This is a genomic window from Pseudomonas sp. fls2-241-TYG-175, assembly GCF_030209155.1.
In the GTDB taxonomy this organism is placed as follows: Bacteria; Pseudomonadota; Gammaproteobacteria; order Pseudomonadales; family Pseudomonadaceae; genus Aquipseudomonas; species Aquipseudomonas viridiflava.
The window spans coordinates 139669-166270 of sequence record NZ_JARVSO010000001.1; the positions used below are offsets into that span (position 1 = coordinate 139669).

Genomic DNA, 26602 nt, shown 5'->3' on the forward strand with positions numbered 1-26602 from the left:
ATGACTTCAGTGACGTCACCGCCTGCCTTGCACCTGCAAGGCATCTCCAAACGCTTCGGCGCTACCCAGGCGCTGGATGCGGTCAATCTGCGCGTCGAGCCGGGCACCATTCATGGTCTGGTCGGTGAAAACGGCGCGGGCAAATCGACCCTGATCAAGGTGCTTGCCGGCATACACAAGGCCGACAAGGGCAGCCTGAGCGTTCATGGCCAGTCCTTCGACGCCTTCACGCCGCGTCAGGTCGAGTCGCTGGGCGTGCAGTTCATTCATCAGGAGCGTTTGCTGCCCGCAAGCTTCACGGTGGGTGAGGCGCTGTTCTTCGGTCAGGAAATCAGGCGTGGCCTGCTGGTGGATCGTCGCGCTCAAGAGCGTGAGGCTGCGCGGCTGATCCATGATTATTTCGCCATGGCGTTTCCCAAAGGGGCGCTGATCCGCGATCTGGACAGTGCCCAGCGGCAGATTGTGCAGATCATTCGCGCGCTGATCGCGAAACCAAAAATACTGGTGTTCGACGAGCCAAGCGTGTCGCTGGTGAAGCGGGAAGTGGACCGTTTGCTGTCCATCGTGCGTCGCCTGCGCCATGAAGGACTGACGATTCTGTACATCTCGCATTACCTGCAGGAAATCGAATCGCTCTGTGATCAGGTGACGGTGCTGCGCAACGGGCGCGACGTGGCAGTGGTGGATCCGGAAGTCACCAGTACCGCGCAGATTGCCCGGCTGATGGTCAATCGTGAGGTGGGTGAGCTGTATCCCCGGACGCAGGCCATACCGGGCGGCCCGGTCCTTGTATTGAAGGGACTGGGTTCGGGCCACGCCTATGACGGCATCGACCTGACCGTGGGTCGCGGCGAAGTGGTCGGTCTGACCGGGCTGGTCGGTTCAGGGGCCAAGGAACTGCTCAAGAGCCTGTTCGGATTGGTCAAGCCTTCGCGTGGCGAGCTGCTGCTGAACGGCAAGCTGCTGCACCTGAATTCGCCACGGGATGCCATCCGTGAGGGCGTCGCGCTGGTGCCGGAAGAGCGTCGCAGCCACGGCGTCGCCCCGGCGCTGTCGGTGCTGGAAAACATCACACTGGCGAGTCTGGGCCGGTTCAGCCGCTGGGGGCTGCTGGACGGCAAGTCGCAGGTTCGCGAGAGTGAACGGCTGATCCATGAGTTGGCGATCAAGACGTCGGGGCAGGGCAGCGCAGTGCAAACGCTCAGCGGTGGCAATCAGCAGAAAGTCGCGCTGGCCAAATGGCTCAGCCGACAGTCGTCGTTGTACTTGCTGGACGAGCCAAGCGTGGGTGTCGATATCGGCGCCAAGACCGAAATCTATCGATTGATCGCCCGGCTGGCCGAGGGCGGCGCTGCGGTTCTGGTGCTGTCCTCGGACCTGCCTGAACTGATCGGCATCACGCAGCGCATCGTGGTGCTCCACCGGGGTCGCATCGCCGGTGAGTTCGATGCGCGCACCACCGATAGCGATGAGTTGCTGGCCTGCGCCACCGGGGCCAGTGAGCGCGAGACCGTCTTTGATCATGCCCATGAGGAGCGCCAACATGTCAGGGCTTGAAATTTCCCTTCATCAGTCAGCAAACCCGTCGGCAGGCTGGCTGCTGCGTCTGGCGCAGCGTGGCTCGCTACTGGTGTTTCTGATCATTCTGCTGGGGTTTGCCCTGAGTGCGCCCAACTTCCTGAGCCTCGGCAATCTCAGCAACGTGTTTGCCCAGTCGGCTGTGCTGGGCATTCTCGCGCTGGGGCTGACCTGCGTGGTCATCGGCGGCGGCTCCAACGTGGTTCGCGGTGGGCTGGACCTGTCGCTGGCGGCCAACCTGGGATTGTGTGCGGCCGTCTACAGCAGCCTCAACAACGCAGGGCTGGAAACCTGGCAAGCAGTGGCGCTCACGCTGGGCTGCGGTCTGCTGGTCGGTGCAGTGAATGGGCTGGCAGTGGTGCTTCTGCGCTTGCCGCCGTTGCTGGCAACCCTGGCGAGCATGAACCTGATCGCAGGCTTGGAACTGGTGCTGACCCAGAACACCGTGCTGGCCACCGACTCTGCGCTGCTGGACGTGCTGGTATCGGGTGAGTGGCTGGGCGTACCGGCCCTGGCCTGGATGTTATTGAGTGTGGCCGCCGTGCTGCATGTGGTCATTCAGCACAGCGCCTATGGCCTGCGCCTTTACGCCATTGGCGAATACCCGCTGGCAGCGAAAGCGGCGGGTTTGAACTCCCGTGGCTATGTGTTCTCCACTTACCTGCTTGCCGGGACCTGCGCAGCACTGGGGGCGTTCTGCTCCGCGGCGGTGTTCAGCGGCAGTACGACCGGCTCTGGTGACCTGCTGTTGTCGGTGGTGGCAATCGCCTTTCTCGGCTCGGTGTTCTCCAGGCGGCTGACCGCTAACATTCCCGGCACGCTGTTGGCGACCCTGTTGCTGGGTTTTCTCATCAACGGCTTTCAGTTGCTGAACATTTCCAGCTTCTGGGTCAACGGCGTGCAAGGCGTCCTGATTCTGCTGGTGGTGGCCTTTTCCGGCGCCGTCGGCCAACCGGAGGGTGAACAATGAGTACGCTGACACTGACGGCGTCATCGCTACGAAACAGCGTTCTTCCGCGACTGTTGACGGCCACGTTACCGGCGCTGGTGCTGATCATTCTGGTGTTCTTCGCGCTGGAGGCACCGGGCTTTCTGAGCTGGGGCAACCTGTCGAGCCTGATTCTGAACAACTTCGTGTTGCTGGCAATTGTCGCCGTGGGCATGACCTGGGCGGTGGCGGCAGGCGGTATCGATCTTTCAGTGGGCACCGCAGTGGACTTTGCCAGCCTGGGGTTCGTGGTCGCGCTCAACGGCGGTTACGGACTGGGCGCTGCAGTGGTCGTTGCCTTGTTGGCGGGCGGCTCGGCGGGAGCGTTCAACGCGCTGTTGATTGCAGGTCTGCGCATCTCGCCGTTTCTGGCGACGCTGGGCACACTGTTCATCGGCACCAGCGTGCAGCAACTGCTGTCGGATGGCGGGCAGCCGATCTACATCGCTCAAGGTGTATTGCCTGGCATCACCGGCGTGGTGATTCTGGGCCTGCCGTTGCCGGTCTGGCTGGTGGCGTTATTGGCGGGCGTCTACGGCCTGGTGCTGGCGCGTGGGCGTCTGGGGCGCGAGATTCTGGCGGTGGGCACGCAGCCACAGCTGGCCTATTACTCGGGTCTGTCGATCCGACGCATTGCCGTTCAAGTGTTTGTCGGCAGCGCACTGGCCTGCGCGGTGGCGGGCATTCTGCTCAGCTCGACCGTCAACGCGTACGTGCCGATGTCAGGCAATGCCTATCTGATCAGCGCCATCGGCGCAGTGTTCATGGGCACCACCTTGAGTCGTCAGGGACGGCCCAACATCGTCGGAACGCTGTTGGGTATGCTGTTCATCAACGTCATTGCCAATGGCTTGTTGTTGATCGGCTGGAATTTCTATTGGCAACAGGTCGCGACCGGGGCGCTGATCTTTCTGGTGCTGGCTTTCAGTTTCGCCAGTCGCCACCTGTTACAGGATACTCACTGAAAACGCGGCTCAGGCCTTGCCCGAGCCGTTGCCGATCTGCCAGACATAAGGCGGCTCGGTGCCGTTGATGCGCCAGTCGCCGACGATGCGTGCCTTGTAGATCAGCGGATTGTGCGACGCCGCCGTGCGTGCGTTGCGCCAGTGGCGGTCCAGCGCCTTGTTGACGCTGACACCCGATGCGCCCAGTGCGTTGAACAGGTCGGTGGCTGCGCGCAGCACCAGCTCCGAGACAATCACCTGCGCCTTGGCGGTTTCGATTTCTGCGGCGATGTTGGCGTCTTTCTCTCGCTGCGCATCGTGGCCGAACCGGGCCACGTAAGCGCGTTGTAGGGGCTCCGCCGAACGCAGGGTTGCCGCCTCGGCCGCGTAGACCTGCGCTGCAATCTGCCCGACCACCTGCTGCACCTGAGCGTCCTGGCTCACGCTGTCGGCATTGCCGGTGCTGAACACGCGCTTGCGATCACGCACTTCCTGAGCGATGTCGCGCTCGACGGCCCGGCCAATGCCTGCCAGTACGGCCAGCAGCACCAACTGATAAAAAGCCGTCTGGTACTTGAAGCGCTGCTCGAACGGAATCACGTGTTCGGCGGGCAGCGGCACGTTCTCGTAGACCGAGGTGCCGCTGCCGGTGGTGCGCTGGCCGAAACCGTCCCAGTCATCGCTGTGACGCACTCCGGTATGGTGCGCATCGACCACGGCGATCACGTCGGCACCATTGTCGGCACGCTGGGCGTATACATCGATCCAGTCCGCGAAAATGCTGCCGGTGCTGTAGAACTTGCGGCCGTTGAGCACAAAGCCGGCGCCCTGGGCGCTGACCTTGGTGATCACGTCGCCAATCTTCACCGCGCCGACTTCGGTCCAGCCGTTGCCGACCAGATCACCTGCAACAAAGCGCGCGAACCATTTATCCCGGTCCGGGCTGGGGGGCGCATTCAGGCGGTCTTCGACAAAGGCGAAGTGCGCGCGCAACGCTTGCGGAATGTTCGAATCCGCTTCAGCCAGTTCGATCAACAACTGAAACAGTTGACCGACCGAGGCACCGCCGCCGCCATATTCCTTGGGCACGCGGACCGCGCCAAAGCCTGCCTGCTTGAGCCAGGCAATGGGTTCATGGGGCAGGGCGCGGCCTTTTTCGCGCTCGACCGCGCCAGCGCCGATCTCACGAAAGATCGGGCGGAAGCGGTGGGCGAGGGTTTCGTAGTCGGTTCCAAGTGACAGCGGGTTGGCGTCGTTCGATAAAGTCATGCAGTACTCCTTAGCGCTGGAAGATTGGCACTCGGCCAATGAAAGGTTGCTCAGGGCATTGCATAGTCTGTGCCTGAATCTAATCTATTGATTTTAAAGACTATTTAATTTTACTGCCGTTACAGATGTTGGCCGCGCAACAGCGCCGCAACAGCCTGGCTACAAACCGAACAGCGCCGGATTTGCATCAGGCTTCGCAAGTCCTTGATCTGCATGATTTTCCCGGTATGGCACGTTCGCTGCTATGGCTCCTTCGATCCCCTCTCGACGGAAACCTTCATGCCGCATTCATTGCCTCAGGCATTGCTGATCCAGGCTCAGACCCGTAACAGACAGATCGCCCTGCGTTACAAAAAGCTTGGCATCTGGAAGACGCGTACTTGGGGCGAGGTGGCGCAGGACGCTGACCATCTCGCCGAGGCATTGCATCTCAAAGGGTTCAAAGCGACGGATTGTCTGCTGATCATCAGTGAAGCCAACGCCGAGGCGTTATTACTGACGCTGGCGGCGCAGGCGCTGGGCGGCAGTGTCAGCCTGATCGAGCCGTCGGTGGACCATCGCAGTTGGCTGGCGACGGTCAAGCCTCGTTACGCGGTCGTGCAGAATCTGTTGCTTCTCGCGCAGTTGGGCGATGCCGAACCTGACGTGGTGATCGTGCTGGACGACCGCGGCCTGCACGATGCGAAAGATGCGCGTCTGGTTGACTATGCCGAGTTGCTGAAGCCCGCTGCTAAAGGGATCCGGAAGCCGTTGATCGACGCCGCAGCCTGTGCGTTTGTCTTTCAGACGCCTCAAGGTGAGCAGCGACTGACCCATGCCGACTTGCTCAACGGTGCTCGGCAACTGATCGACATCCAGGCCATCACCGAGCGCGACCAGGCATTGGCGGCCCGCGTATTTGCCGCCAGCGGCCAGGCCCGTTATCTGCTGGCGCCCTGGCTGGTGGCCGGTTTCTGCCTGAATTTCCCTGAGGCGCTGGGCACCCGCGATAACGACCGACGCGAACTGGGGCCGACGCTGGTACTGGGCACTCGGGAGTCCTATGCGCGGCTCGAACTCTGGGCAAGGGAACGCTTGCCGTTGCCAGGCACATTCGCCCACGCGTTGTATCGGTGGGCAATGGCGCCCGCCAAAGGTCTGATCAGACGCCAGCTTGGGTACTGGTTGATCCGCCGTCCGTTGCTGGATGTGCTGGGCATGAGTCGTCTGAGCAAGCCTTTGCTGGCGGGTGAGGCGCTGACGCCGCAGAGCCAGGCGTTTTTCGCCGCGCTTGGGATTCTGCCACGTCCGCTAAATACGCCAGTTCCGATCAAACCAAGACTCAAGGCTGCCGTCGAAGACTGTCCGTTACCGGTCCTTCTGGGAGCGTCTTCATGAGTGCAAACCTGCCTTCGCAGCTTCTGACGCTCGATGATATTTCCTTGTCTTTCAAGGGCGTCAAGGCCGTCACTTCAATCAGTTTCTCAGTAGCTACGGGTGAAATATGCGCGTTGATCGGGCCGAATGGCGCGGGCAAAAGCTCGCTGCTCAATGTGATCAATGGCGTGTACCGGGCGCAGAGCGGCTCCATCCAGTACGCAGGCACGACCCGTAAGCGCATGCGCCCGCATCAGGCCGCCGAGAGCGGCATTGCCCGAACGTTTCAGAACATTGCGTTGTTCAAGGGCATGAGCGTGCTGGACAACGTGCTGACCGGTCGCAACCTCAAGCGCCGCAGCACCTGGCTGGAGCAGATGCTGCGGATGGGGCGGGCGCCTGCCGAAGACGATGAGCAACGCGCCCACGCCGAGCGGGTGATTCGGTTCTTGCGCATCCACCCTTGGCGCCACGCGCTGGTCGGCAAGCTCTCCTATGGCCTGCAGAAGCGCGTCGAGCTGGCGCGTGCCCTGGCTGCAGAACCGCGCCTGTTGCTGCTGGACGAGCCGATGGCAGGCATGAACGCAGAAGAGAAAGCCGAGATGACTCAGTTCATTCGCGACATCAACCGCGAACTGGGCACCACGGTCGTGCTGATCGAGCACGACATCGGTGTGGTGATGGGCCTCAGTGATCACGTGGTGGTGCTGGATTACGGCCGCAAGATCGGCGACGGAACGCCGGAGCAGGTGCGCAACGACCCGCAGGTGATTGCTGCGTATCTCGGCACACGGCGTCCTGTTTCGACGTAGCACTATCGCGCAGCAGACAACGGACTGTGGAAGGCGGCTTGCCGGCGATGAACGATGACGCGGCTTTCCTGACACATCGCGTCGACTGCATCGCGGGGAAGCGCGCTCCTAAAAAAAATAGTGGTTCCTCAGTGGCTTACAGGTTGTTTGAAAAGGTAGCTGAACCATGGAATTTTTCTTTGAAGTACTGATTGGCGGGCTGCTGGCCGGGGTGATGTATTCGCTGGTGGCGATCGGTTTCGTGCTGATCTACAAGGCGTCGGGCGTGTTCAATTTTGCTCAGGGCGCGATGGTGCTGTTCGCGGCCCTGACATTCGTCAGTCTGCTGGAGCGTGGCCTGCCGTTCGGGTGGGCATTTCTGGCGACGCTGGCGAGCATGGTCGTGCTGGCGCTGCTGATCGAGCGTGTGGTCCTGCGGCCGCTGGTCAATCGACCGCCGATCATCCTGTTCATGGCCACGCTGGGCCTGTCGTACATGATCGAAGGCTTGGCGCAGGCGTTATGGGGTGCTCAGGTTCACGGGCTGGACCTGGGCATTCCTGACGAGCCGCTGGAGATTCGCGGCATGCTGCTCTCGCAGTTCGACCTGTTCGCCGCAGGCACGGCGGCGGTGCTGGTCATCGCGCTGTCCATCCTGTTCAACCGCACCCGCATCGGTCTTTCTCTGCGCGCCGTGGCCGACGATGCGCTGGCCGCGCAAGCGGTGGGTATCCGTCTGCCGCGTATCTGGGCGGTGGTCTGGGCCGTGGCAGGGTTTGTCGGTCTGGTGGCGGGACTGCTGTGGGGCGCGCGGCTGGGCGTGCAGTTCTCCCTGTCACTGGTGGTGCTCAAGGCGTTGCCAGTGCTGATCATCGGCGGCTTCTCGTCCATCGGCGGCGCCATCGTCGGCGGCCTCATTATCGGCGCGGCCGAGAAACTCGCTGAAATCTACATCGGCCCGATCATCGGCAGCGGCATCGAGAACTGGGTGCCGTACGTGCTGGCCCTGTTGTTTCTGCTGGTACGTCCCGCCGGGCTGTTCGGCGAGCGAACCATCGAGCGCGTCTGACTTTCCATAAGGATCATCGCCATGCTTTATCGAGAAGCCGGACAACTGGCGGGCTCCTATGCCGCCGAGCGTCGCCTGTTTCGTTTGCGTCAGGACCGGATCGGGCTGCTGGCCTTGCTGGGATTTGCTTTTGTCATCGTGCCGCTGGCTGGCAACGACTACTGGTTCAGCGCGATTCTGGTACCGTTTCTGGTGCTTTCGCTGGCGGGTCTCGGCCTGAACCTGCTGACCGGTTACGCCGGGCAGTTGTCGCTGGGTTCTGCTGCGTTCATGGCCGTCGGCGCTTTCGCCACCTACAACCTGCAACTGCGCGTACCGGGCACGCCGTTGCTGCTGGGTATTGTCTTCGGTGGGCTGGTCGCGGCGGCTGTGGCGATGCTGTTCGGGCTGCCCAGCCTGCGCATCAAGGGCTTCTACCTGCTGGTATCGACGCTGGCGGCGCAGTTCGTGGTCGAGTGGGTGCTGACCCGTTTCAGCTGGTTTACCAACGACAACGCATCGGGCGTGATCACCTCGCCACCGCTGAGCGTGGCGGGACTGAATTTCAGCTCGCCGCAAGGTCGCTATCTGCTGACCCTGACTCTGGTGACCGCGTTGTTCTGGCTGGCCAACAACCTGATCCGCAGTGAGCTGGGCCGCACCTGGATGGCGGTGCGCGACATGGACACCGCCGCAGCGGTCATTGGTATCCGGTTGTTCAAGGCCAAGCTACTGGCGTTCGCCATCAGCGGTTTCTATCTGGGGGTTGCCGGTTCGCTGTGGGCGTTTGCCTATCTGGGCACGGTGGAGCCCCATGGTTTCGACCTGAATCGCTCATTTCAGGTGCTGTTCATCATCATTATCGGTGGGCTGGGCAGCGTTTCCGGCAACTTCCTCGGCGCTGCCTTCATCGTGCTGCTGCCCATTCTGCTGGGCCATGTCAGCGCCTTGCTACCCGTCGGCCTGATCGATTCCGGACAGCTGGAAAACATCCAGAAAATACTTTTTGGCGCCCTGATCATCATCTTTCTGATCAAGGAGCCCGAAGGACTGGCGCGCCTGTGGCAGCGCTTTCGTCAGCGTGCGCGGATCTGGCCGCTGCGCTACTGATCGATCGTTTGCGAGTAAGCATTTCCCTCACCTCAACAACACCCTCAAACCTTCAAGGATCTGCCCATGAAACCCCGAACATCCGTAGTGCGCCTGATGCTGGGGCTGGCCTTGTTGGCTGGCGGACTGTCGACGACTGTCCAAGCCGCCAACGAACAGTATTTTCCTCTGCAAAGTTACCGGGTCGGGCCTTATGCGGCTGGCGGCACCGGTTTCTTCGGTGGCTTCATCGATTACCTGCAATACGTCAATGCCAATGGCGGGGTCAATGGCGTCAAACTGACTTGGTCAGAATGCGAAACCGAATACGTGGTGGAGAAGGGCGTCGAATGCTACGAGCGCCTGAAGGGCGGCCTCAATGGCGCTCCCGCGGCGGCGACCAATCCGTTGTCGGTCGGCATTGCCTACGCCACGCTCGATCGTTCCACGGCCGACAAGCTGCCGCTGATCACCATCAACCACGGACGCACCGATTCCACCGACGGCAGCGTGTTCCCGTATGTGTTCCCGCTGCAGTTGAACCCGTATTCCGAGGTGTCGGCCATCGTCAATTACATTGGTCAGCGTGAAGGCGGGCCTGAGTCTCTGAAGGGCAAGAAGATCGCGGTGCTTTATCACGGCTCTCCTTATGGCAAGGAAACCAACGGCGTCCTGGAAACCCTCGCCAGGCATTACGGTTTCGAGCTGACGACACTGGAAGTGCCGCATCCCGGCAACGAGCAGCAATCCCAATGGCTGAATATCCGCCGTCTAAAACCGGACTGGGTGATCCTGCGCGGCTGGGGCGTGATGAACCCGGTGGCGCTGAAGTCGGCACAGAAGGTCGGGTTCCCGGTGGATCACATCATCGGCAACATCTGGAGCAATTCAGAGGAGGACGTGATCCCCGCAGGCGCAGCCGCCAAGGGTTTCATTTCCATCACCACGCATCCGTCCGGTACTGACTTCCCGGTGCTGCAAGGCATCAAGAGCGCGGTGCTCGACAAGGGGCAGGGCAATCTGGCCGACCCCAAGCGTTTCGGTACGGTGTACTACAACCTGGGCGTGGTGAACGGCATTCTCAATGTCGAGGCGCTGCGCATCGCTCAGGCCCGTTTTGGCAACCAGCCATTGACGGGTGAACAGGTGCGTTGGGGTTTCGAGCACCTGAATCTCGATGACGCCCGTTTGCAGGCGCTGGGCGCCAAGGGACTGGTGCAGCCGTTGAAGCTGTCGTGTGCAGACCATGAAGGTGGTGGCGCGGTGCGTTTTCAGCAGTGGGACGGGCAGCGCTGGAACCTCATCAGTGACTGGGTGCAGGCCGACCGCGCCTTGCTGCGGCCGATCATCGAAGCGTCTGCCGCACAGTACGCCAAGGAGAAAGGCATCATCCCACGCGACTGCAGCCAGGAGCAATAAGGCCATGAGTTCGATTCCGCATGCCAGTCGGTCTGCCGAGGTTCTGTTGTCGGTGGAGCAGGTCGAGGTGTTCTACGAGCAATCCATCCTCGCCCTGCGCGGGATCAGCCTGCAGGTCCGGCAGGGTCAGATGGTCGCGCTGCTGGGTGCCAATGGGGCGGGCAAAAGCACGACCCTCAAGGCGATTTCCAGTCTGGTACGTGCCGAGCGTGGTGAGGTGGTCAGTGGCCGGATTCAGTATCAGGGCAAGTTGATCACCGCCAGCGATCCTTCCGTGCTGGTGCGTAATGGGCTGGCGCAGGTGCTGGAGGGCAGACACTGCTTCACGCACCTGAGCGTTGAGCAGAACCTGCTGATCGGCGCGTTTGTCGCCAAACCGTCGCGGGCCGAACTCAAGGCGCGACTGGAAAAGGTCTATGGCTACTTTCCCCGGCTGAAGCTGTTGCGCAAGCGCCTCACAGGCTACACCTCGGGCGGTGAGCAGCAGATGGTGGCCATCGGGAGGGCGCTGATGTCCGGGCCTCGCCTGTTGCTGCTGGATGAACCGTCCATGGGACTGGCGCCGCAGGTGGTGGAAGAGATCTTCGATATTTTGGGGCGGCTGAATCGCGACGAGGGGCTGAGTCTGCTGGTCGCCGAGCAGAACATCGGTCTTGCGCTGGAGTACGCGCACTACGCGTATGTGCTGGAGAACGGCCGGGTAGTCGAATCCGGCGTTGCCGCAGAGCTGGCCGCGCGCGACGACGTTCATCATCACTATCTGGGTACAGCGGCGCATTGAGTGCGCTGCTGTTCTTCCAGCAACAGTGTTCGAACACTATGTTCATGTAAATACTTTTTCCACTTTAAGGATATCTCGCAACCCACTGTTTTTAATTGGATTACCTTTTAGGCATGACCTGTGCACTACCTGAAACATGTGGGTTGAATCGTTTCAACCTGTTATCGATAATCAGGAACCTGCCCATGACCCAACCGGTTAAAAGCCCGCCAAAGGCCCATGTCATTGCCTCGGATGCCGAGGCGGTCGAGGTCGCCAGAGCGCTGGCCATACGTTTTGCTGAAGAGGCGTCGGTTCGTGACCGCGAGCGTCGCTTGCCCGTTGCTGAACTGGATGAGTTTTCTGCCAGCGGCCTGTGGGCAATCACTGTGCCCAAGGCCTACGGTGGCGCGGGAGTGTCTTATGTGACGGTTGCCGAGGTGATCAAGATTATCTCCGCAGCCGACCCTTCGTTGGGACAGATCCCTCAGAACCATCTGGGCATTCTCGACATCCTGTTGCAGACCGGAACCGAAGAGCAGAAGCGTCATTACTTTGCCAAGGCGCTGGCGGGCTATCGCTTCGGCAACGCGTTTTCGGAATCCAAAAGCAAAAATGCTGGCACCTTTCAGACGCGTATTCGCTTCGACGGCGAACACGCAGTGGTGGACGGTGAGAAGTTCTACTGCACCGGAGCGCTGTTCGCCCACATCGTGCCGGTGGTGGGTGTCGACGAGCAGGACAACGCGTTTATCGCCTTCGTGGAGCGCGACAATCCGGGGCTGACGATCATCGACAGCTGGGACGGCTTCGGTCAGCGCACCACGGCGAGCGGCGGTGCGGTCCTGAAGGCGGTGAGAGTCCCCAGGACTTCGGTGATACCGGCGCATCGGGCGTTCGATGAACCTACGGCTCATGGTCCGATTTCGCAGATCATTCAGGCGGCTGTCGATACTGGCATCGCCCACGGCGCGTTCGAGGAAACCCTCAGGCATGCGCGTCTTGCGCGGCCATGGATCGACAGCAAACAGGACTTCGGCTGGCAGGACCCGTTCAGCATCGCAACCATCGGCGATCTGCAATGGAGGCTGCACGGCACAGACGCGATTCTGGCCAAGGCCGGGCAAGCCATCGATCAGGCACTGGCCGCACCCAGTGAAGCCAGCGTTGCACACGCCTCGGTGGTGGTGGCTCAGGCCAAGGTGCTGTCGGCGCAGATTGCCTTGCTGATCAGCAGCAAACTGTTCGAACTGGCTGGCACCCGCTCTGTGCTGGGCTCGCTGAACCTGGATCGCCACTGGCGCAACGCCAGAACCCACACGCTTCATGATCCCGCCCGCTGGAAATATCACCTGATAGGCAATCGCGTACTCAACGGTGTCGCGCCGCCGCGTCACGCCTGGAACTGATCGAGGAGCAATCATTTGTCTCATTCAACTATCGACACCCAATTGGCGGTTGCTGCCGAAGACCTGAACGACGCACGGCGAGGCTTGCAGCAGACCCTCGAATACCTGCGCGAGCAGGGTCAGCCCTGGGCGTTCAGCGATGTGCAGAGCATCGTCGAGGACCCTTATGTGATCGGCAAGATCGGCGATCTACAGATTCGCATCGACCTGGCGGCAGCACTGCTGGAGCGGGCACAGACGCTTGACGGCTCGCCCGAACAGCGTCTGATCGCCAGCACCGAAGCGGTCATTGCCAGCGCCGATGCCTTGCTGGCGGTAGACAACGTCCAGCACGAACTGACCGGCCAGCGTCAGTCCCTGCCGTCGCAGGCCGGTCGTGAACCGCTGCGCTGGCACTATCAGGTGCTGGGCAACCATCGCCTCAATGGCGTCGCGCCACCCCAGCTTCAGGAGTGATTGCATGTCCCGTCAAATTCGCCTCAATGCCTTCGACATGAACTGCGTCGGCCATCAATCGCCGGGCCTGTGGGCGCATCCACGTGATCGTTCCTGGCAATACAAGGACCTGGAGTACTGGACCGATCTGGCAAAAATTCTGGAGCGCGGCAAGTTCGACGGCCTGTTCATCGCCGATGTGCTGGGCATCTACGATGTCTATCGCGGTAATGGCGAGGCGGCGATACGCCAGGCCACGCAGGTGCCGGTCAATGATCCCTTGCAACTGATTCCGCCGATGGCGCTGGTCACCGAGCATCTGGGCTTCGGACTGACTGCTTCACTTTCGTTCGAGCATCCGTACCCGTTTGCCCGACGCCTCTCGACTCTGGATCACCTGACCAAAGGCCGGGCAGGGTGGAACATCGTGACGTCCTATCTGGAAAGTGGGGCGAAGAACCTGGGCCAGAAAACCCTGACCGAACACGATGCCCGCTATGACTTCGCCGAGGAATACCTGGAGGTCTGCTACAAACTCTGGGAAGGCAGTTGGGAAGACGGCGCTATTCTGCGCGACCGGGAGCGACGCGTGTTCAGCGACCCGAGCAAAATTCATGAGATTCGTCATGTCGGCAAGCATTTCCAGGTACCCGGCATTCACCTGTGCGAGCCTTCGCCACAGCGTACGCCAGTGCTGTATCAGGCGGGTGCCTCCAGTCGCGGCAAGCAGTTCGCCGCGGAGCATGCCGAATGCGTGTTTGTCGCCTCGCCATCGAAAGTGCTGCTGAAGAAAACGGTTGCCGACATTCGCCGGCGCACGGCCGAAGCGGGTCGGGATCCGGCCAGCGTGCTGATTTTCAACCTGCAGACCGTGATCCTGGGCGAGACCGATGCCAAGGCGAAAGCCAGGTTCGAGGAGTACAAGAGTTGGGTCAGCTATGAGGGCGCAATGGCGCTGATTTCCGGCTGGACCGGCATCGACTTCAGTCAGTTTAGGCCCGATGAACCGCTCAGGCATGTGCACACCAATGCCATCCAGTCAGCCGTGGAAACCTTTTCTACCGCCGACCCCGACACCATCTGGACCCCGCAGGCACTGGCCGACTGGGTCGGCATCGGTGGTTTCGGCCCGTTGTTCGTCGGCAGCCCGGAAACCGTCGCCGACCTGTTGCAGGACTGGGTCGAAGACACCGATGTCGATGGCTTCAATCTGGCCTACGCGCTGACCCACGAAACGTTCATCGACGCGGTTGACCTGCTGGTGCCGGAGTTACAGAAGCGTGGTGTCTACAAGACCGAATACGCCCAGGGCACGCTGCGCTAGAAGTTGTTCGACAGCGGGCCGCGTCTGCAGGCACCTCATCCGGGTGCGGAGTTTCGTGATCTGACGGCGCTGAATCGCCAGCGAGAGCCGCAGAGCGCCTGAGAGTCCTCGTGTAATACGATGACGAGCTTTCCCCCCCGCTCTGTGCTCATCGTTGTACACAAATCCGCAAGACGCGCAAAACGCAGCGGGACTCGGGTATAACGCTGAGCACAGGCATGGGCATGATCGACGTGCTTGATATCACGCTGATCGTTCCTACGCTCCGCGTGGGAATGCCTCCCAGGACGCTCCGCGTCCGCTCTGGAATGTGGCGCAGGTGCGTGGACAAGCTCCAGCGTTATCCACGTCATGCGCTCGGCTCACTGAATCCTCAGTCTGTGCCATTTGTGACGCGGAGCGTCACGGGCGGCATACCCACGCAGAGCGATGGGCACGATCAACCTCCTCCCCAATGGTGTCACCCGCCTGCATGCCTCGGCGCAGAGCCTTCATGTCACCGTTTACAACGTCATGGATGAACGCCGGAATCTGTAATCATCTCTCTGGCTAACCTTTTGAATCGAGAGACGCCCCAAACGTTTTAATGACACCTGCTGCGCGGTCGGGCGTTATCCGCTCGCGCTTCAGTCTTGATCCATCATGAACAGGAGTTCTCATGAAACCGACGATGCCGAGTCGTTCCAGCGTATTTGCGCTATTGGTCATCTCTTTCTTTCCGCTGACCCCGGCGCTGGCCGGAACGCCGTCCTCGAACGTGGCCGATAACCTGGCCCAACTGCCCGTCGTCACGCCAGTCACTGCCTGCGCAGCACTGACCCAGACCGACCTCAGTGACATTGGCGGCTCCGGCAGCCGAGTAGTGTCAGCCAGCGAATCCAGCCGTGATGGCGTGGCGGTGTGTGCCGTGGAAGGCTTGCTGGCGCCGCAGATCGGTTTCAAGCTGGAACTGCCGACGACCACTTGGGCGCAACGTTATCTGCAGGTCGGCTGCGGCGGCTTTTGTGGCCACAGTGATTCAAGACCGGGCGTTGCCGACAGTTGCAAGCCGCTCAAAACGGGCGCGTTCGCCGTGGCGTCCACTGACATGGGACACAAGACGATAGACACCACGTTTGGCGACGACCCGCAGAAACGTGCGGACTTTGCCCATCGCGGTGTACACCTCACGGCACTGGCGTCGAAGAAGCTGATCCAGACGTTCTATGGCCGCAAGGCTGAATACGCATATTTCACCGGCTGTTCGGACGGCGGCCGTGAAGCGCTGATCGAAGCGCAACGCTACCCGGAAGACTTCAATGGCATCATCGCGGGCGCCGCTGCGCTGAATTTTCAGGTGCAGAAAGTGTTGTTTCACGGATGGGTAGCGCGCGCCAACACCGGTCCTGATGGCAAGCCGATCATCCTGGCGTCCCGCCTGCCGATCCTGCACAAGGCGGTGCTGGCGCAGTGCGATGTGCTGGATGGACAGATCGATGGTCTGATCTCCGACCCCAGGCTCTGCCGCTTCGACCCCTCGGTGGTGCAGTGCAAAGTGTCTGCCGACAACGCCAAATGCCTCACGGCGCCGGAAGTGGAGGCTGCGCGGCGTATCTACGACGGCCCGAAAGATCCGGCCAGTGGAGAACGGCTTATCGTGGGCGGCCCACAACCCGGTTCGGAGCTGGCCTGGGCGGGGCTGTTCGTACCTGTTTCTGCTGATCAGCCTATCGTCAGTCAACAGATCGCCGAACAGTCCATTCGCAGTCTGGTGTTCGAGACCAATCCCCCTGAGGACTTCAAGCTGGCGGACCTTCGCTTCGACAAAAGCACGTTCGAACGCCTGCGCCCCTTGCACGCGCTCTATGACGCGACCAACCCCGATCTCGCGCCTTTCGCCAGCCGTGGCGGAAAGCTGATGCTCTGGCACGGCTGGGCCGATCCGCAGGTCTCGCCACTCAATACGCTGGCCTATCACGAGGCTGTCGAGGCGCACATGGGCAAGGCACGCACTGAATCCTTCACCCGGCTGTACATGCTGCCCGGCGTCTACCATTGCGGTCGTGGAGAAGGGCCGAGCGAGGTGGACCTGCTGACGCCGATCATGGCCTGGGTGGAAAAAGGTCAGGCCCCTGGCGCCATCGTTGCCCGTCAGTACCAGCCGCAGCCGGTTGATAAGGTTGTTGCAGCGAGCCTGCCAGCGTTCATGACCAGAGAAGACATTTCCAATCGCGATCGCACGCGCAAGGTGTTCCCATATCCGTACATGGCCGAGTACGACCACAAGGGCTATTCGAAACGCGCCAACAGCTACCAGCGCTCAGAACCGCTGACGGCCGAGAAGACACCGAAATGGGTGGGCAGTGGCTTCTTCCAGCCTTACGAGTCGTTACAGCGCTGATCGCTCTGGCAAGTTTTCGACGCAGAACGAACGGGCATGATCAGGTAACTACTGATCGTGCCCATGCTGTGACGCCAGCGCATTTCTGTGAAGCAATAAAAAACCCCGTCAATCGAAGCTGACGGGGTTTTCAAGAGTGGAGGCCGAGGTCGGAATCGAACCGGCGTAGGCGGATTTGCAATCCGCTGCATAACCATTTTGCTACTCGGCCTCAAACATCCGATGCGTTACCGCTGCATCAAACGTAGTAAACTTTTCGGAAGAGAAATATCTTTGTCTTCCAACCCATTGAATCTTAAGGGTTTTTTTCAATTCCGCAGTCGGGAATGGACGCAATTCTGTACTGGTTCGAATGGCATGTCAAGAACGGGGCGAAAATAATTCATCGGGTGTCGTAAGCGGGGCAATCCGTTGAGGCCTCAATCACAGCTAGACGGCAGGGAGGCATGTTGTCGGGTGCGAATTGCAATGCTGGTGGGCAGTGCCTGAGCCGTAGGGTACTGGCAGATTTGAGAGGTGGTCAGCGGCCAGGGGGTGGAGGTTCAATCATCGGACAGGTAGTACACGCCTGTTTTTAATGATTGAGGTGACGAAAATGACTGATGACAGAAACACCAAGACGCCGAAGCATGGTTGGGTCATCTCTCCTGCCAGCCGGGGCTCGAGAGCGATTGACCTTGGCTTTTTGCTGGAATGGGAAGTCGATGAGTTGGAAGGGGGTAAAAATTTTCCCGACCTGGAGGAAGGGCCATTTCCAGGGCACTCCGCAGACGAACCTAGTGAAAAGCCGCCTAGTGATGGGCTCATTTTAAGTGGCGGTCACGAAGACGGTCACCGCGAGGATTTGAATCTCACTAATCAACAGTTGATAGAAAAATACCCTAAAGACGGCAGAGGCTGGACTGTTCTTTCAGTCAATCCTGGCGATGATTTTCCCGTGACCTGGAAGTATCTGGCCAGCCACACCACGCGCGGATATCGCTGGTTCATTACTAAAGATGGTTGGGACGAGAACGCAGCCATAACGCGTGATCAACTTGAACTCAAACCATTTCACGAGACCATAAGCCCAATTGATCCTTATAACGAGACCATGGTGCCTGACGAAAACATTTCAGCGCCTTTGCCAAAAGAAAAGACAGGCTACCATGTCATTATCCTGCTCTGGATCGTGGCCAACACGGGTAACGCGTTCTATCAGGCTTTTGATGTCGACTTTGGCCAGCCAGCGTCCAGGCCCTGACTCAACCCGCCATCCGCATCCGACGTTCTTCGCGCAACTGCTCCAGCTCCGAAGGCGTGCGGGCCAGAAGCCTTAGGGCAAAGTCATGAGGCGTCGTATCGCGTTCCTGCGCTGCCCGCAGGAACGCTGACCGTGCGTGCTCCGCACGACGTTCGCTGATAAACAAGCCACCGGGGTGACGATTGAAGTTGGCCAGCTCCTGCTGAAGCTGTTCATCGCGACGGATGAAGATTTCGAGTGCCTTGCTGATCTGGGTGTCCGTGAAAAGCATGTGTTTCTCTCCTTGAAAATATCGACCGATACCTCTATCGGCGGACCTGAGCAAATGTTGTGTGCAGTTCGTCGGCGAATGTTTGCCGAAGGCAGCGGTCAGCGCCGGACGTTTGGCACTGACACGGGGTTTTTCAAGCTCAGAGTGAGTAGCTTGCTGTCTGGGTCTGAATGCCTTCGTTGATGGCTGCAATGGCGTGCGGCGGCATTTGCTCGATGGCCATGAATGACGGCGTTTCAAATACCTGTAAAACAGGCGTGCAGGGCGCGTTCAATCGAGCCGACTCGGTTTCCAGTGCTGATAAGTGCTTCGCGTGGTTCGCTGCGATTTCACTGAGAGTTGACACGGTGCATCTCCTGATGACTGAACGGCATTCCAAAGGGTGGCTGACACGCCAGAAATACATCGTTCTGACGCCGTCAGAACGTTATATAGCAAGCCGCGAGCCATACAGTGCACCGGTCGGCGCAAAACCCTGACAGACGGCCCCGAGTCATGAAGCATGCGACGTTCTCGTTCCGCTTGTCTGTTTTCAGGCACTTCCAGTTGCCCGCTATTTTCTCACCTGTAAGCGCAGATACCCTGCGCCACAGGTTTGAGGAGCTGATGATGAGTATTGACGACAATGGGCCAGAAAACGCTTATCCCGGTCCGGCAGAGCCCGGTAGCGAGGATGAGGTTTACCCGGATAAAGAGAGCGAGCAGGCTGATGACGAAGACACCTCTCGCAACGACCTGAGTGACGATCCAGACATGCCGGTCAATCCTCCGGTTGATGAAACAGAGGTTCCGTCGCTGGGCAGCGGCGCCTGAAGTGCGTCACGAGCGCCAGACCCCGCCCAAGCGGGGTCCTTTGCGAAGTGCTGTTTACGACTGTTTGCGGGCTTCAGCCAGCTTGCGTGTCATGACCTCACTGAACAGTTCTTCAAGGGCTTCGATATCCTGCGTCGACACTGCATCGGCACAGGCCAACCCCATTAAAAAGCCTTCTCCCACGCCACCTGCAGTCGCCATTTCCAGCAAACCGTCAGCGATTTCGATCCGTTGCGCAATACGGGCTGCCTCGGTCTTTATCGCTGGCGCGAGGGCTATTTCTTCGAGTTTCATCGGTGCATTCCTCGTTAACTGAGGGTACATCGGCCGCTCTTCATGCCGTCATGGCACGATTGGAAGCGACCATTTGCTCGCGTGTAAGTTGGCCCCAAGAGGCCGTGAACCGTGTAAACAGCGCATCCCGGTTTTGCGCCACGCGTGCTTTATCCGCTGCATCCAGAGCCAATTTGAGTTCTGGCAGCGTCAATTCGGTGCAGTAGGCGGGTGTGCCTGGCTGCTGACGCCACGAGTTTTCAAGACCGCCGGTGGCCAGCGCATCGAAGCCCGTATCCTCTACAAGTCGCTGCGCAATTGCCACTGCATTCACGTCATCGCCCGCTACAGGCAAGGCTATGCGTGAGGAGGAGCCGGCGGGTTGGCCTTGTTCAATCAGCGTCGCCGACAGCACCGCATTCCACGCCTTGACGACCGAACGGCCAATTTGCTCGCTGATCCAGACACTCTCTGCCTTGCCATCATCGACTTCCTTGATCGCCCCGTCACGTACCGGGTAGTAGTTGGACGTATCAATGACGACGACTGACTCGGAGGCTTTGCTCAATGTGTCGCGAAGATCCGGGTATTTTGCGAAGGGTATCGAGAGAATGATAACGTCCACATCCGCTACCGCCTCTTCCTTGGTGACTGCGCGTGCGCCGAGTTCATTGGCAAGCGCCTGGATGCTCTGAGGGTCTTTCGAATTCGCCAGTTTGACGTCATGGCCGCAGGCAGCGAGCTTGCGGGCGAGGGTAGAGCCGATATTGCCTGCGCCGATAATTCCGATTTTCATTTGGATAAACTCCTTGCTGTCATTTGGCTGGGTGAGCGAATGCATTGAGCGTGTCACGAAGGTCCAGCAGACCCTCGGCAGTGAGCTGACACGCTGATTCGATCTTCTCGGTAATGCCCCAGAGCTCATGCCGCAGCGCTTCGCCCGTGGCCGAAAGCGCCACAAGTACCCGGCGCTCATCGGCCCGATCACGGGTGCGAGTCACGACGCCCAGAAGCTCAAGCCTCTTCAAAAGCGGCGTGATCGTACCGGTGTCCATACCCAGCTTCGTACCCAGGTCGCCTACTGCACGAGGCGCGGCGCTGAAAAGCTCCAGCATCACGAGGTATTGGGGGAACGTCAGGCCAAACGGCTCCAGAAGCGGCTTGTGCAACCGTGCCATCCGGTTCGCTGCGCTGTAGAGCGCAAATGACAGCTGTTGGCCGACTTCTCTACGGGTGGGGGTGTGGTTTTGATTTGGCATTTATCTAGTTGGCTATTATGTAGTGTGCTAGATAAATTAGCGGGTTTGGTAGGGATGATCAAGCCTTGGATGTTGCTGAAGGTATGAGCGGTCGTGTTTAAGCAGACTATATCTGGAACCCGTGACTGTGCTCACGCAGCAGGCTGTCAGCGATTTGCCCCGACAGAATCGCGCCGGGGCGAGGTCGGGATCAGCTTCGGACAGCCCGAAGCGACTGATGATTCTCACCTTCAGACTGAGCACCGTGTGAAGTATTTTCTCCCCATTTTTCAGGGCTGATGTCGGCGGTGCGGAGCAACTGCCTGTGATGGTCGATGATGCGTTTCAGTGAATCGATCTGACCCCAGGAGTCGGATGCATTTCGCAGCAGATCGGATATCCGGCTATCCGCCGCCTTGAGCTTCGTCGAAAGCTTTTCCCGCTCTGCCGAAGCGGTGCTGTGCATGTCGATCATCTTGGCCAGGTGCTGCCGATATCGGCTTACCTCGCCGCGCAGCAGCCGGTTCTCCTCATTCACGATGTGGGCACGCTGCCGGATCATTTGTTCTTCGGTCGGGTTGTAAGCCCAATCGTCGGCGATATCTGTGTCCATGATTAAATTCTCGAGAGCTGTATGGGTATACAGTATTCGAGAATTGCTGTTTTGGGGAGTGGCGTTCGTCGGCAGGACGCCGAGGAGTGGAGAAAAAGGTGGATTGCGGAGCGCTAAATAAAATTGCGTAGCAAAAACAACAAAGGGTCAGGCAGAAATCTGCCTAACCCTTTGATTTTAAATGGTGCCCCGAGCCGGGGTCGAACCGGCACGTCCAGAGGACGAGGGATTTTAAGTCCCCATAAAAAACGAGCTACGACAAATGGTTACGAGCGAATTCTTGCCTCAAAAAGTGCCGTAATACTTCGCTGTAAGCCAGACTCTCCGCGGGGTGTGTATTTTTTGCGGCACGATTTTTCGAGGGGATTTATTTGGTCGACGTGACCTTTTTGCCGATCCTGTTTCTGATGTATTGCTCTGTCATGGTCACGGTGGTGTGGCCTAGTTGGTCCCTTGCTTTCAAGATATCGCCACTGTCCTCCGCCTTGTCGGTACCAGCCTTGGCGCGCAGATCTCGCATCTGGAAATCCTTTTTTGCAATGCCGGCTTTTTCCCGCGCGTCATCAAAGCCGTACCGGAGCATGCCGTAAGTGAAAGCCTGGCCATCCGCCGACACGATCAGCTTTGTGGATCGAACCACGAGCGCAGCTTTGCGGGCCGCAATCCGGTCCAGGACTACCAGCAACTCTGGTCCCATTTCGATCCGCCTTTTGGCCTCGGTCTTGTTTTGTCGAACGTGGATCACACCGTCACGAATGTCTCGCTCGTCAATCTTCAGCGTGTCGGCAACGCGTTGGCCAGTGAGATATGCAATGTCCATCGCGTCCTGAACCGGTGCTGAGGCGTGCGCGTAGACTTTCGCAAAAACGTCATTTTCTATGTAGACCTCGCGTCCTGATTCCTTGTTGCCCTTGATCCCTGCGCACGGGTTCGCAAGGCTGGTGTAGCCGGATTCACGAGCAAAATTCCAGATATGGCTCAGCAGCGCCTTTTCCCTGTTTGCCCGGACCTTGGCCTTCAAGCCCCGGATGCGCAGGTACTGGCGCACGTGCTGGGGCTGGATTTCTTCCAGCGGTGCCGGCGGGTCGTTGAAGAACAGCATTAGCTGCTTGAGTTCGCGGATGTTGTCTTTTTGCGTGGCAGGTCCTTTGGTCGGCACCACTTCGACGAGATAGCTCTGTGCGACGTAGGCGAAGGTAACCACGGACTTCACACGTTCGGTGGCGGTGCGGTCCTTTTCCAGTTTCGCGTACTCGATGATCGCCAGGCCGTAGTCCTTGCCTAGGTATATCTCTTTCCTTGGTTTGCCGCCGAGGTCGTAGCTGTAGTACGTGAGCTTGCCTCTTTTCCTTTTGCGGAGCCGGGTAATCGCGCCTGGCTCCGATGGTCTTCTTCCCATTTATCCCGCCTTACGCGGCTGCCAGCCGCTGCTTTCTTTCACGGCTTCCTTGCCACCGACCAGCGCTGCAGCTATGACGCAGGGCCAACCGGTGCGTTTTATGGTGTGACGTATTCCGTTACGTGCCAGGACAGCGATCTGTCCGGCCTTGGTGCGCGCGCCTGTAAGCTCGCACACCTCTTCATGACTCAAAAATTCGATGTTATTCATGCGCTGCTCCGGGCGGCGGAAGGGTCTATAGATAGACAAACTGGCTATTTGGGTCGAAGGGTTTGCCCTCTGGGTCCGGTACCAGTTCCGGGACGTGCTGGCGGATGAACGCGTCGAAGCAGACCGGGCAGTAGGTTCGATATCGCGTGAGCAACTGTCCGTGGCCTTTGTAATCGCACTTGGGGCACTTGATCGGGTTTGGTCCTATGGAAGCCATGTGGATTCCGGAATCGCTTGTTACTGATGTCATGGGCACATCTCCGCCCGCCGATCACCGGCAGGCTCAATAGGGAAGGGGTTACGCCAGTAGATCTGGCGGTGGGCGCTTGGCCCGGCGAAGCGGGAGGTTGTGTTTCGGGAAGAAATTGCGACGGGCATCAAGCCACGCTTTGTACGGGTGGCCGCTTCTGGAGCTGAACGGGTAGGACTCGTCCACGGCCTTACTGATCGAAGCGTCGTCCATTCCCTCGGCTTTGCACCTGAGGTATGTCACGTGCATGCGCTGCCAGCACTCCGTGTACCAGCTCACAGCGGAGCCGAGCGCCGTGCCCACCAGCAGACTGGGCCGTCGTCGGTGTCATGAATTGACAGACAGAACCAGCCTTCACCGTCCGGGCGATCTGGCTCCCAATAGCTGCAATCAGGGTCGCCCGCTTCGAAGTAGCGATCGGACACAGCTTGGTCGCTTGCATATTCAAGTTCGACCTTGCGCACCTCTAGAGCCTGCTCAGCGACCCACGCTTTGCATTTTTCGCCGTCGCCCTCATCGAAGTCCGGCATATCCGGGTGTTCAAAGAAGCCGTTTTCGTCACGAATGACCGGCGCTGGCTGGATGAACACGATCTTTTGTTCAGGCATGACTTCGTCCTTGCCGCGCATGCGCAGCGTTCAAAGGGGAGTGGGGGAGGTTCAGCCGCAATAGTAAATTCCGACCAACTGTGCGCCGCTTGGCGGTTCGTTGGCGCTCGGTGCGCTGGCGCTGTGCTACAAATATTCGTGTAATAGCTCTAGAACGGAGCTGTTGTACCGATGAGGCAAGTGGACAATGGAAGTCACAAGCACTTATGAGGTCTATGGGCAGAATCGCCTACGCCTCGGAGAGATGGACGAGCACGGTGTAATCAGGAGGTCGGGCAGGGTGGTACTCCGCGTGGAGCGCGGCTCGATCTTTTCCGTGCACGGTAGTTACATGGGTAAATGCAAGAACGGTGTCGGCAAGTCAGACCATGGACAGCTGATCTTCACGCTGAAGCCGGTTTGATCTGACCCTTCGCCCGGGCCAGCCTTACGAGCCTGGGCGACCAAGCCTCTGGATAGCCGATTCATACTCTTCTTTTACGTTACTGCGCCAGTTCGCAGGGTCTTTCATGTAGTGCAGAAGCATCCAGTGGATGGTTGCCGCCTGTTCATCCGCCGCGCGTTCGGCAATCTCATAACCAAGCATGCGAAGCACTGTTGCCTGGCTCATGCAGTAGAAGCTCTGCGTGCCGAGGATGTAGCGCAGGTCCTCGGTAAGCGGCAGCTCTATCGAATGTTCGGTTTTTAAGCTCGAATTCTGGTTGTTCACAGCCACCTCGGGTAGAGCCATGTAAGTCGTATCATCCATCTGAGCCGTCGAGAACTGTCCGTGTTACATCATACGGTTTAGTTCAAGTTGGGACAGAAAGGTATGTGTTCGTTCAAACTAATCGGTCTGGATCTGACTGAGCGGTCTGCGCAAAATCTATAGCTCATTAACGCTAAGATTTCGCGAGCCCTCTTCGGGTTAGATCTGTCGCTGTATACGGCTGCCGATCCAGCGAACAACCGGTACCGCTTTGCTATTGCCGATCGCTTTGTAACGGGGGCCGTCCGGGCAAAGTCCCAAAGGCCTTCCGCGGTAGCAGATGAGGGTGTAGTCGTCCGGGAAACCTTGGAGACGCTCGCATTCGACGGGCGTGAGCCGACGAACAGATGCACCACCGACCAGCATTGATGCCTCTGTGACTGGGTTGCTGTTGTTGCGAGCGTTTCCGGATCGAAGGGTCGGCGAGAGCTCGGCAACAACGTTGGGGCACAGGGCCGAGTTTGTGTTGTCCATCTGCTTGCCGTAGTTGCTGGTGATGGTCTGCGCAACTTCTCGGCAAGCGACAATCGGCTGGCCTCGACCTGTCCCATCTTCGCTGCCGTCAAAGCCTTCGGCCTTGAGCGTGTGTGTCACGTCGCCGGTGATGCAAACGGCAACCTGCCCGCCGGCGTTGGCATGGCTCACGCCGTGTCCCATAGCCCGCAGCGTCGGAGAGACGGCCCCGGCGTCGGCGCCGTGATCCTTGCAAGTGAACGCCAGCACATTCTCCTGCCCACTATTCCTGCCCAGTGAGAACGCCAGTGACGTAGAGACGCTTGGATCTTGGGTCCCGTGCACGACCAGCAGCCCGCTCTCGGCGTCTTGACTGGTTGCGCTTCCAGCGGCTTTCCCGTTCGCCTGTAGCGTTCCAGCGACCGCTATGAAGTGGCCGCACGCTGCGCCCTCTGGCCGACCGCCAGCCCCGCCACTAAACGCATGACTGGTCAGCGTCCCTGCAACCTGAAGTCCGCCTGCCAAGTCGAAGTCGGTGCCAAGGCCGCCGCCTGCGCTTGATCGCGCGCTAAGCGTTCCAGAAACGACAAAAGCCTCACTGTCGGCCCGATGGCTGCTCTGGCTTTGTGCTCGTAGCGACGGAGCCAGCAGAAAGGTTTCGCTTTCCATATCCATGCGTGTGTCATTGGTCAGCGTGGCGGAGCGCTCGACCGATTTCGTCAAACCATGGCCGCCGAAGGCAGGTATGCCGCCGAACATGGTCACGGCTGGACCTTCATCACCCTCGCAGTTTGGGCAGCCGTAGTGCCCTAATTCGTCTGCGAAGACATGTCCGCAGCCGCACTGGAGCGCAGGGCCGAAAGGAGCTGTTCCGGTAACGTCTTGCCCCTCGCCTCGGCGCGGCGCAGTATCCCGGCGCACGCCTTCCCGCTCAAAAAGTACTTCGAGTGGATCGAACCCTGCTCGAGCACTTGCGACAACGAACACACGGCGCCTTCGTTGGGCCAAGCCGAAATATTGGGCGTCCAGGATCCGCCACGCGATTGTTCTTTTGGGTCCATACACACAACCAGCGTCCTGCCAGCGCTTCCCTGGAGGCTGCAGCTCGCAGTCTTCCCCAGCAAGCGCGCCAAGAAAGCATCCGAAGGCGTTGCCTTTGTCGGAAAGGACACCTGGGACGTTTTCCCAGACGATGATGGATTCGGGTTCATTACGACTGGTTCGAACATGGTCAACTGCATCTGCAAGCTCCACATATTTGATGGTGAGGGCGCCGCGGGGGTCGAGCATCCCTTGGCGCATCCCTGCGACACTGAAGGCTTGGCATGGCGTGCCGCCAACGAGAACGTCGGGAGCTGCGATCTTGCCGGACAGCACCAGAGCGGCGAGCTTCGTCATGTCGCCGAGATTCGGTGTGTCCGGGTAATGGTGTGCTAGCACTGCGCTGGGGAAGGTTTCGATTTCAGCGAACCAGACGGGCTTCATACCCAGCGGATGCCAAGCGACGGTCGCGGCCTCGATGCCGGAGCAAACAGAGCCATATAGAATTTGAGACATGAGAGGTCCTCGTTTCATTAGGTGCTGGCTGTATGTACAGTGCCGAATTGACGACGAAAGAAAAAAGGAGTGAAGTGGAGGAGCTGATGTCGCCGATGTCAGCGCTGCTCGCTCGCGGCGATGTAGCCAATCTATT

Annotated in this window: 27 protein-coding genes, 1 tRNA gene and 1 pseudogene; 15 read left to right on the forward strand and 14 right to left on the reverse strand. The window is 59.4% G+C overall.

Annotated features, from left to right (window positions below; translation table 11 throughout):
* Genes QRN20_RS00620 through QRN20_RS00630 form a run of 3 tightly spaced genes read left to right on the forward strand, consistent with a single transcriptional unit; the run spans position 1 to position 3531 of the window.
* Positions 1-1557, forward strand: a complete 1557-nt coding sequence (locus tag QRN20_RS00620; protein WP_122605816.1) for a sugar ABC transporter ATP-binding protein — start codon at positions 1-3, stop codon at positions 1555-1557.
* Positions 1544-2548 (forward strand): ABC transporter permease, encoded by a 1005-nt coding sequence (locus tag QRN20_RS00625; RefSeq protein WP_122428797.1) that lies wholly within the window; start codon positions 1544-1546, stop codon positions 2546-2548. The genes QRN20_RS00620 and QRN20_RS00625 overlap by 14 nt, the downstream gene beginning before the upstream one ends.
* A complete protein-coding gene (locus QRN20_RS00630) occupies positions 2545-3531 on the forward strand; it encodes an ABC transporter permease (protein WP_122605814.1) in 987 nt (328 codons plus the stop codon). The genes QRN20_RS00625 and QRN20_RS00630 overlap by 4 nt, the downstream gene beginning before the upstream one ends.
* A gap of 9 nt (positions 3532-3540) precedes the next feature.
* On the opposite strand, the gene QRN20_RS00635 is transcribed toward QRN20_RS00630, so the two are convergent.
* Positions 3541-4779: an acyl-CoA dehydrogenase family protein gene (locus QRN20_RS00635; protein WP_122467829.1), complete on the reverse strand. Its 1239-nt coding sequence runs from the start codon at positions 4777-4779 to the stop codon at positions 3541-3543.
* Between the two features lie 279 nt (positions 4780-5058).
* Between QRN20_RS00635 and QRN20_RS00640 the strand changes: the two genes are divergently transcribed.
* The 10 genes and pseudogenes from QRN20_RS00640 (at position 5059) to QRN20_RS00685 (ending at position 16790) form a co-directional block, all read left to right on the forward strand.
* On the forward strand, positions 5059-6156 hold the full coding sequence (locus QRN20_RS00640; protein ID WP_122467917.1) for an AMP-binding protein: 1098 nt from the start codon (positions 5059-5061) through the stop codon (positions 6154-6156).
* Entirely contained in the window at positions 6153-6947 is a 795-nt protein-coding gene (locus QRN20_RS00645) for an ABC transporter ATP-binding protein (RefSeq protein ID WP_122467826.1), read from the forward strand. Before QRN20_RS00640 ends, QRN20_RS00645 begins: the two co-directional genes overlap by 4 nt.
* A 166-nt stretch (positions 6948-7113) precedes the next feature.
* On the forward strand, positions 7114-7995 hold the full coding sequence (locus QRN20_RS00650) for a branched-chain amino acid ABC transporter permease (RefSeq protein ID WP_043303772.1): 882 nt from the start codon (positions 7114-7116) through the stop codon (positions 7993-7995).
* A 21-nt stretch (positions 7996-8016) separates the two neighbouring features.
* A complete protein-coding gene (locus QRN20_RS00655; protein ID WP_122467824.1) occupies positions 8017-9084 on the forward strand; it encodes a branched-chain amino acid ABC transporter permease in 1068 nt (355 codons plus the stop codon).
* Between the two features lie 66 nt (positions 9085-9150).
* Positions 9151-10482, forward strand: coding sequence for an ABC transporter substrate-binding protein (locus tag QRN20_RS00660; protein ID WP_122467821.1), 1332 nt, complete (start codon positions 9151-9153; stop codon positions 10480-10482).
* Positions 10483-10486: 4 nt separating this feature from the next.
* The gene (locus tag QRN20_RS00665) at positions 10487-11263 is read left to right on the forward strand and encodes an ABC transporter ATP-binding protein (protein ID WP_122605812.1); all 777 of its coding nucleotides are present in this window, start codon (positions 10487-10489) and stop codon (positions 11261-11263) included.
* A gap of 185 nt (positions 11264-11448) precedes the next feature.
* Positions 11449-12651: an SfnB family sulfur acquisition oxidoreductase gene (locus tag QRN20_RS00670; RefSeq protein WP_164660471.1), complete on the forward strand. Its 1203-nt coding sequence runs from the start codon at positions 11449-11451 to the stop codon at positions 12649-12651.
* Positions 12652-12666: 15 nt separating this feature from the next.
* Positions 12667-13107, forward strand: a complete 441-nt coding sequence (locus QRN20_RS00675; protein ID WP_285359852.1) for an acyl-CoA dehydrogenase — start codon at positions 12667-12669, stop codon at positions 13105-13107.
* 4 nt (positions 13108-13111) lie between these two features.
* Positions 13112-14512: pseudogene (locus QRN20_RS00680) on the forward strand (LLM class flavin-dependent oxidoreductase).
* 556 nt (positions 14513-15068) lie between these two features.
* Complete coding sequence (locus tag QRN20_RS00685; protein WP_285359853.1) at positions 15069-16790, forward strand: tannase/feruloyl esterase family alpha/beta hydrolase; 1722 nt, start codon at positions 15069-15071, stop codon at positions 16788-16790.
* 137 nt (positions 16791-16927) lie between these two features.
* On the opposite strand, the gene QRN20_RS00690 is transcribed toward QRN20_RS00685, so the two are convergent.
* Positions 16928-17001, reverse strand: a tRNA-Cys gene (locus QRN20_RS00690).
* Positions 17002-17385: 384 nt separating this feature from the next.
* On the opposite strand from QRN20_RS00690, the gene QRN20_RS00695 reads away from it, so the two are divergent.
* Complete coding sequence (locus QRN20_RS00695; protein WP_122412210.1) at positions 17386-18033, forward strand: lytic polysaccharide monooxygenase auxiliary activity family 9 protein; 648 nt, start codon at positions 17386-17388, stop codon at positions 18031-18033.
* 1 nt (position 18034) lies between these two features.
* On the opposite strand, the gene QRN20_RS00700 is transcribed toward QRN20_RS00695, so the two are convergent.
* Both QRN20_RS00700 and QRN20_RS00705 read right to left on the reverse strand, forming a co-directional pair.
* Entirely contained in the window at positions 18035-18304 is a 270-nt protein-coding gene (locus tag QRN20_RS00700) for a DUF6388 family protein (RefSeq protein ID WP_029242164.1), read from the reverse strand.
* Positions 18305-18443: 139 nt separating this feature from the next.
* Entirely contained in the window at positions 18444-18650 is a 207-nt protein-coding gene (locus QRN20_RS00705) for a hypothetical protein (protein WP_122414626.1), read from the reverse strand.
* Positions 18651-18799: 149 nt separating this feature from the next.
* Between QRN20_RS00705 and QRN20_RS00710 the strand changes: the two genes are divergently transcribed.
* Positions 18800-19117: a hypothetical protein gene (locus QRN20_RS00710; protein WP_162999646.1), complete on the forward strand. Its 318-nt coding sequence runs from the start codon at positions 18800-18802 to the stop codon at positions 19115-19117.
* A 54-nt stretch (positions 19118-19171) separates the two neighbouring features.
* On the opposite strand, the gene QRN20_RS00715 is transcribed toward QRN20_RS00710, so the two are convergent.
* The 10 genes from QRN20_RS00715 to QRN20_RS00760 all read right to left on the reverse strand — a co-directional run bounded on the left by QRN20_RS00715 (position 19172) and on the right by QRN20_RS00760 (position 26466).
* Positions 19172-19411 (reverse strand): hypothetical protein, encoded by a 240-nt coding sequence (locus QRN20_RS00715; protein WP_122414628.1) that lies wholly within the window; start codon positions 19409-19411, stop codon positions 19172-19174.
* A 40-nt stretch (positions 19412-19451) separates the two neighbouring features.
* The gene (locus tag QRN20_RS00720) at positions 19452-20186 is read right to left on the reverse strand and encodes an NADPH-dependent F420 reductase (RefSeq protein ID WP_240994809.1); all 735 of its coding nucleotides are present in this window, start codon (positions 20184-20186) and stop codon (positions 19452-19454) included.
* A 19-nt stretch (positions 20187-20205) separates the two neighbouring features.
* Positions 20206-20649 carry a MarR family winged helix-turn-helix transcriptional regulator gene (locus QRN20_RS00725; protein WP_043303754.1) on the reverse strand — a complete coding sequence of 148 codons (444 nt, stop codon included), beginning with the start codon at positions 20647-20649 and terminating at the stop codon, positions 20206-20208.
* Between the two features lie 190 nt (positions 20650-20839).
* On the reverse strand, positions 20840-21241 hold the full coding sequence (locus QRN20_RS00730) for a hypothetical protein (protein ID WP_122467810.1): 402 nt from the start codon (positions 21239-21241) through the stop codon (positions 20840-20842).
* 367 nt (positions 21242-21608) lie between these two features.
* Positions 21609-22640 carry a tyrosine-type recombinase/integrase gene (locus tag QRN20_RS00735; protein ID WP_285359856.1) on the reverse strand — a complete coding sequence of 344 codons (1032 nt, stop codon included), beginning with the start codon at positions 22638-22640 and terminating at the stop codon, positions 21609-21611.
* Positions 22641-22850 (reverse strand): DUF4224 domain-containing protein, encoded by a 210-nt coding sequence (locus tag QRN20_RS00740; protein ID WP_099227690.1) that lies wholly within the window; start codon positions 22848-22850, stop codon positions 22641-22643.
* A gap of 25 nt (positions 22851-22875) precedes the next feature.
* Positions 22876-23067, reverse strand: coding sequence for a hypothetical protein (locus tag QRN20_RS00745; RefSeq protein WP_122575216.1), 192 nt, complete (start codon positions 23065-23067; stop codon positions 22876-22878).
* A gap of 308 nt (positions 23068-23375) precedes the next feature.
* Positions 23376-23708 (reverse strand): hypothetical protein, encoded by a 333-nt coding sequence (locus QRN20_RS00750; protein ID WP_122418624.1) that lies wholly within the window; start codon positions 23706-23708, stop codon positions 23376-23378.
* Positions 23709-24135: 427 nt separating this feature from the next.
* Positions 24136-24456, reverse strand: coding sequence for a hypothetical protein (locus tag QRN20_RS00755; protein WP_122518174.1), 321 nt, complete (start codon positions 24454-24456; stop codon positions 24136-24138).
* A 159-nt stretch (positions 24457-24615) separates the two neighbouring features.
* The gene (locus tag QRN20_RS00760; protein ID WP_285359862.1) at positions 24616-26466 is read right to left on the reverse strand and encodes a DNA cytosine methyltransferase; all 1851 of its coding nucleotides are present in this window, start codon (positions 26464-26466) and stop codon (positions 24616-24618) included.
* Positions 26467-26602: the final 136 nt, after the last annotated feature.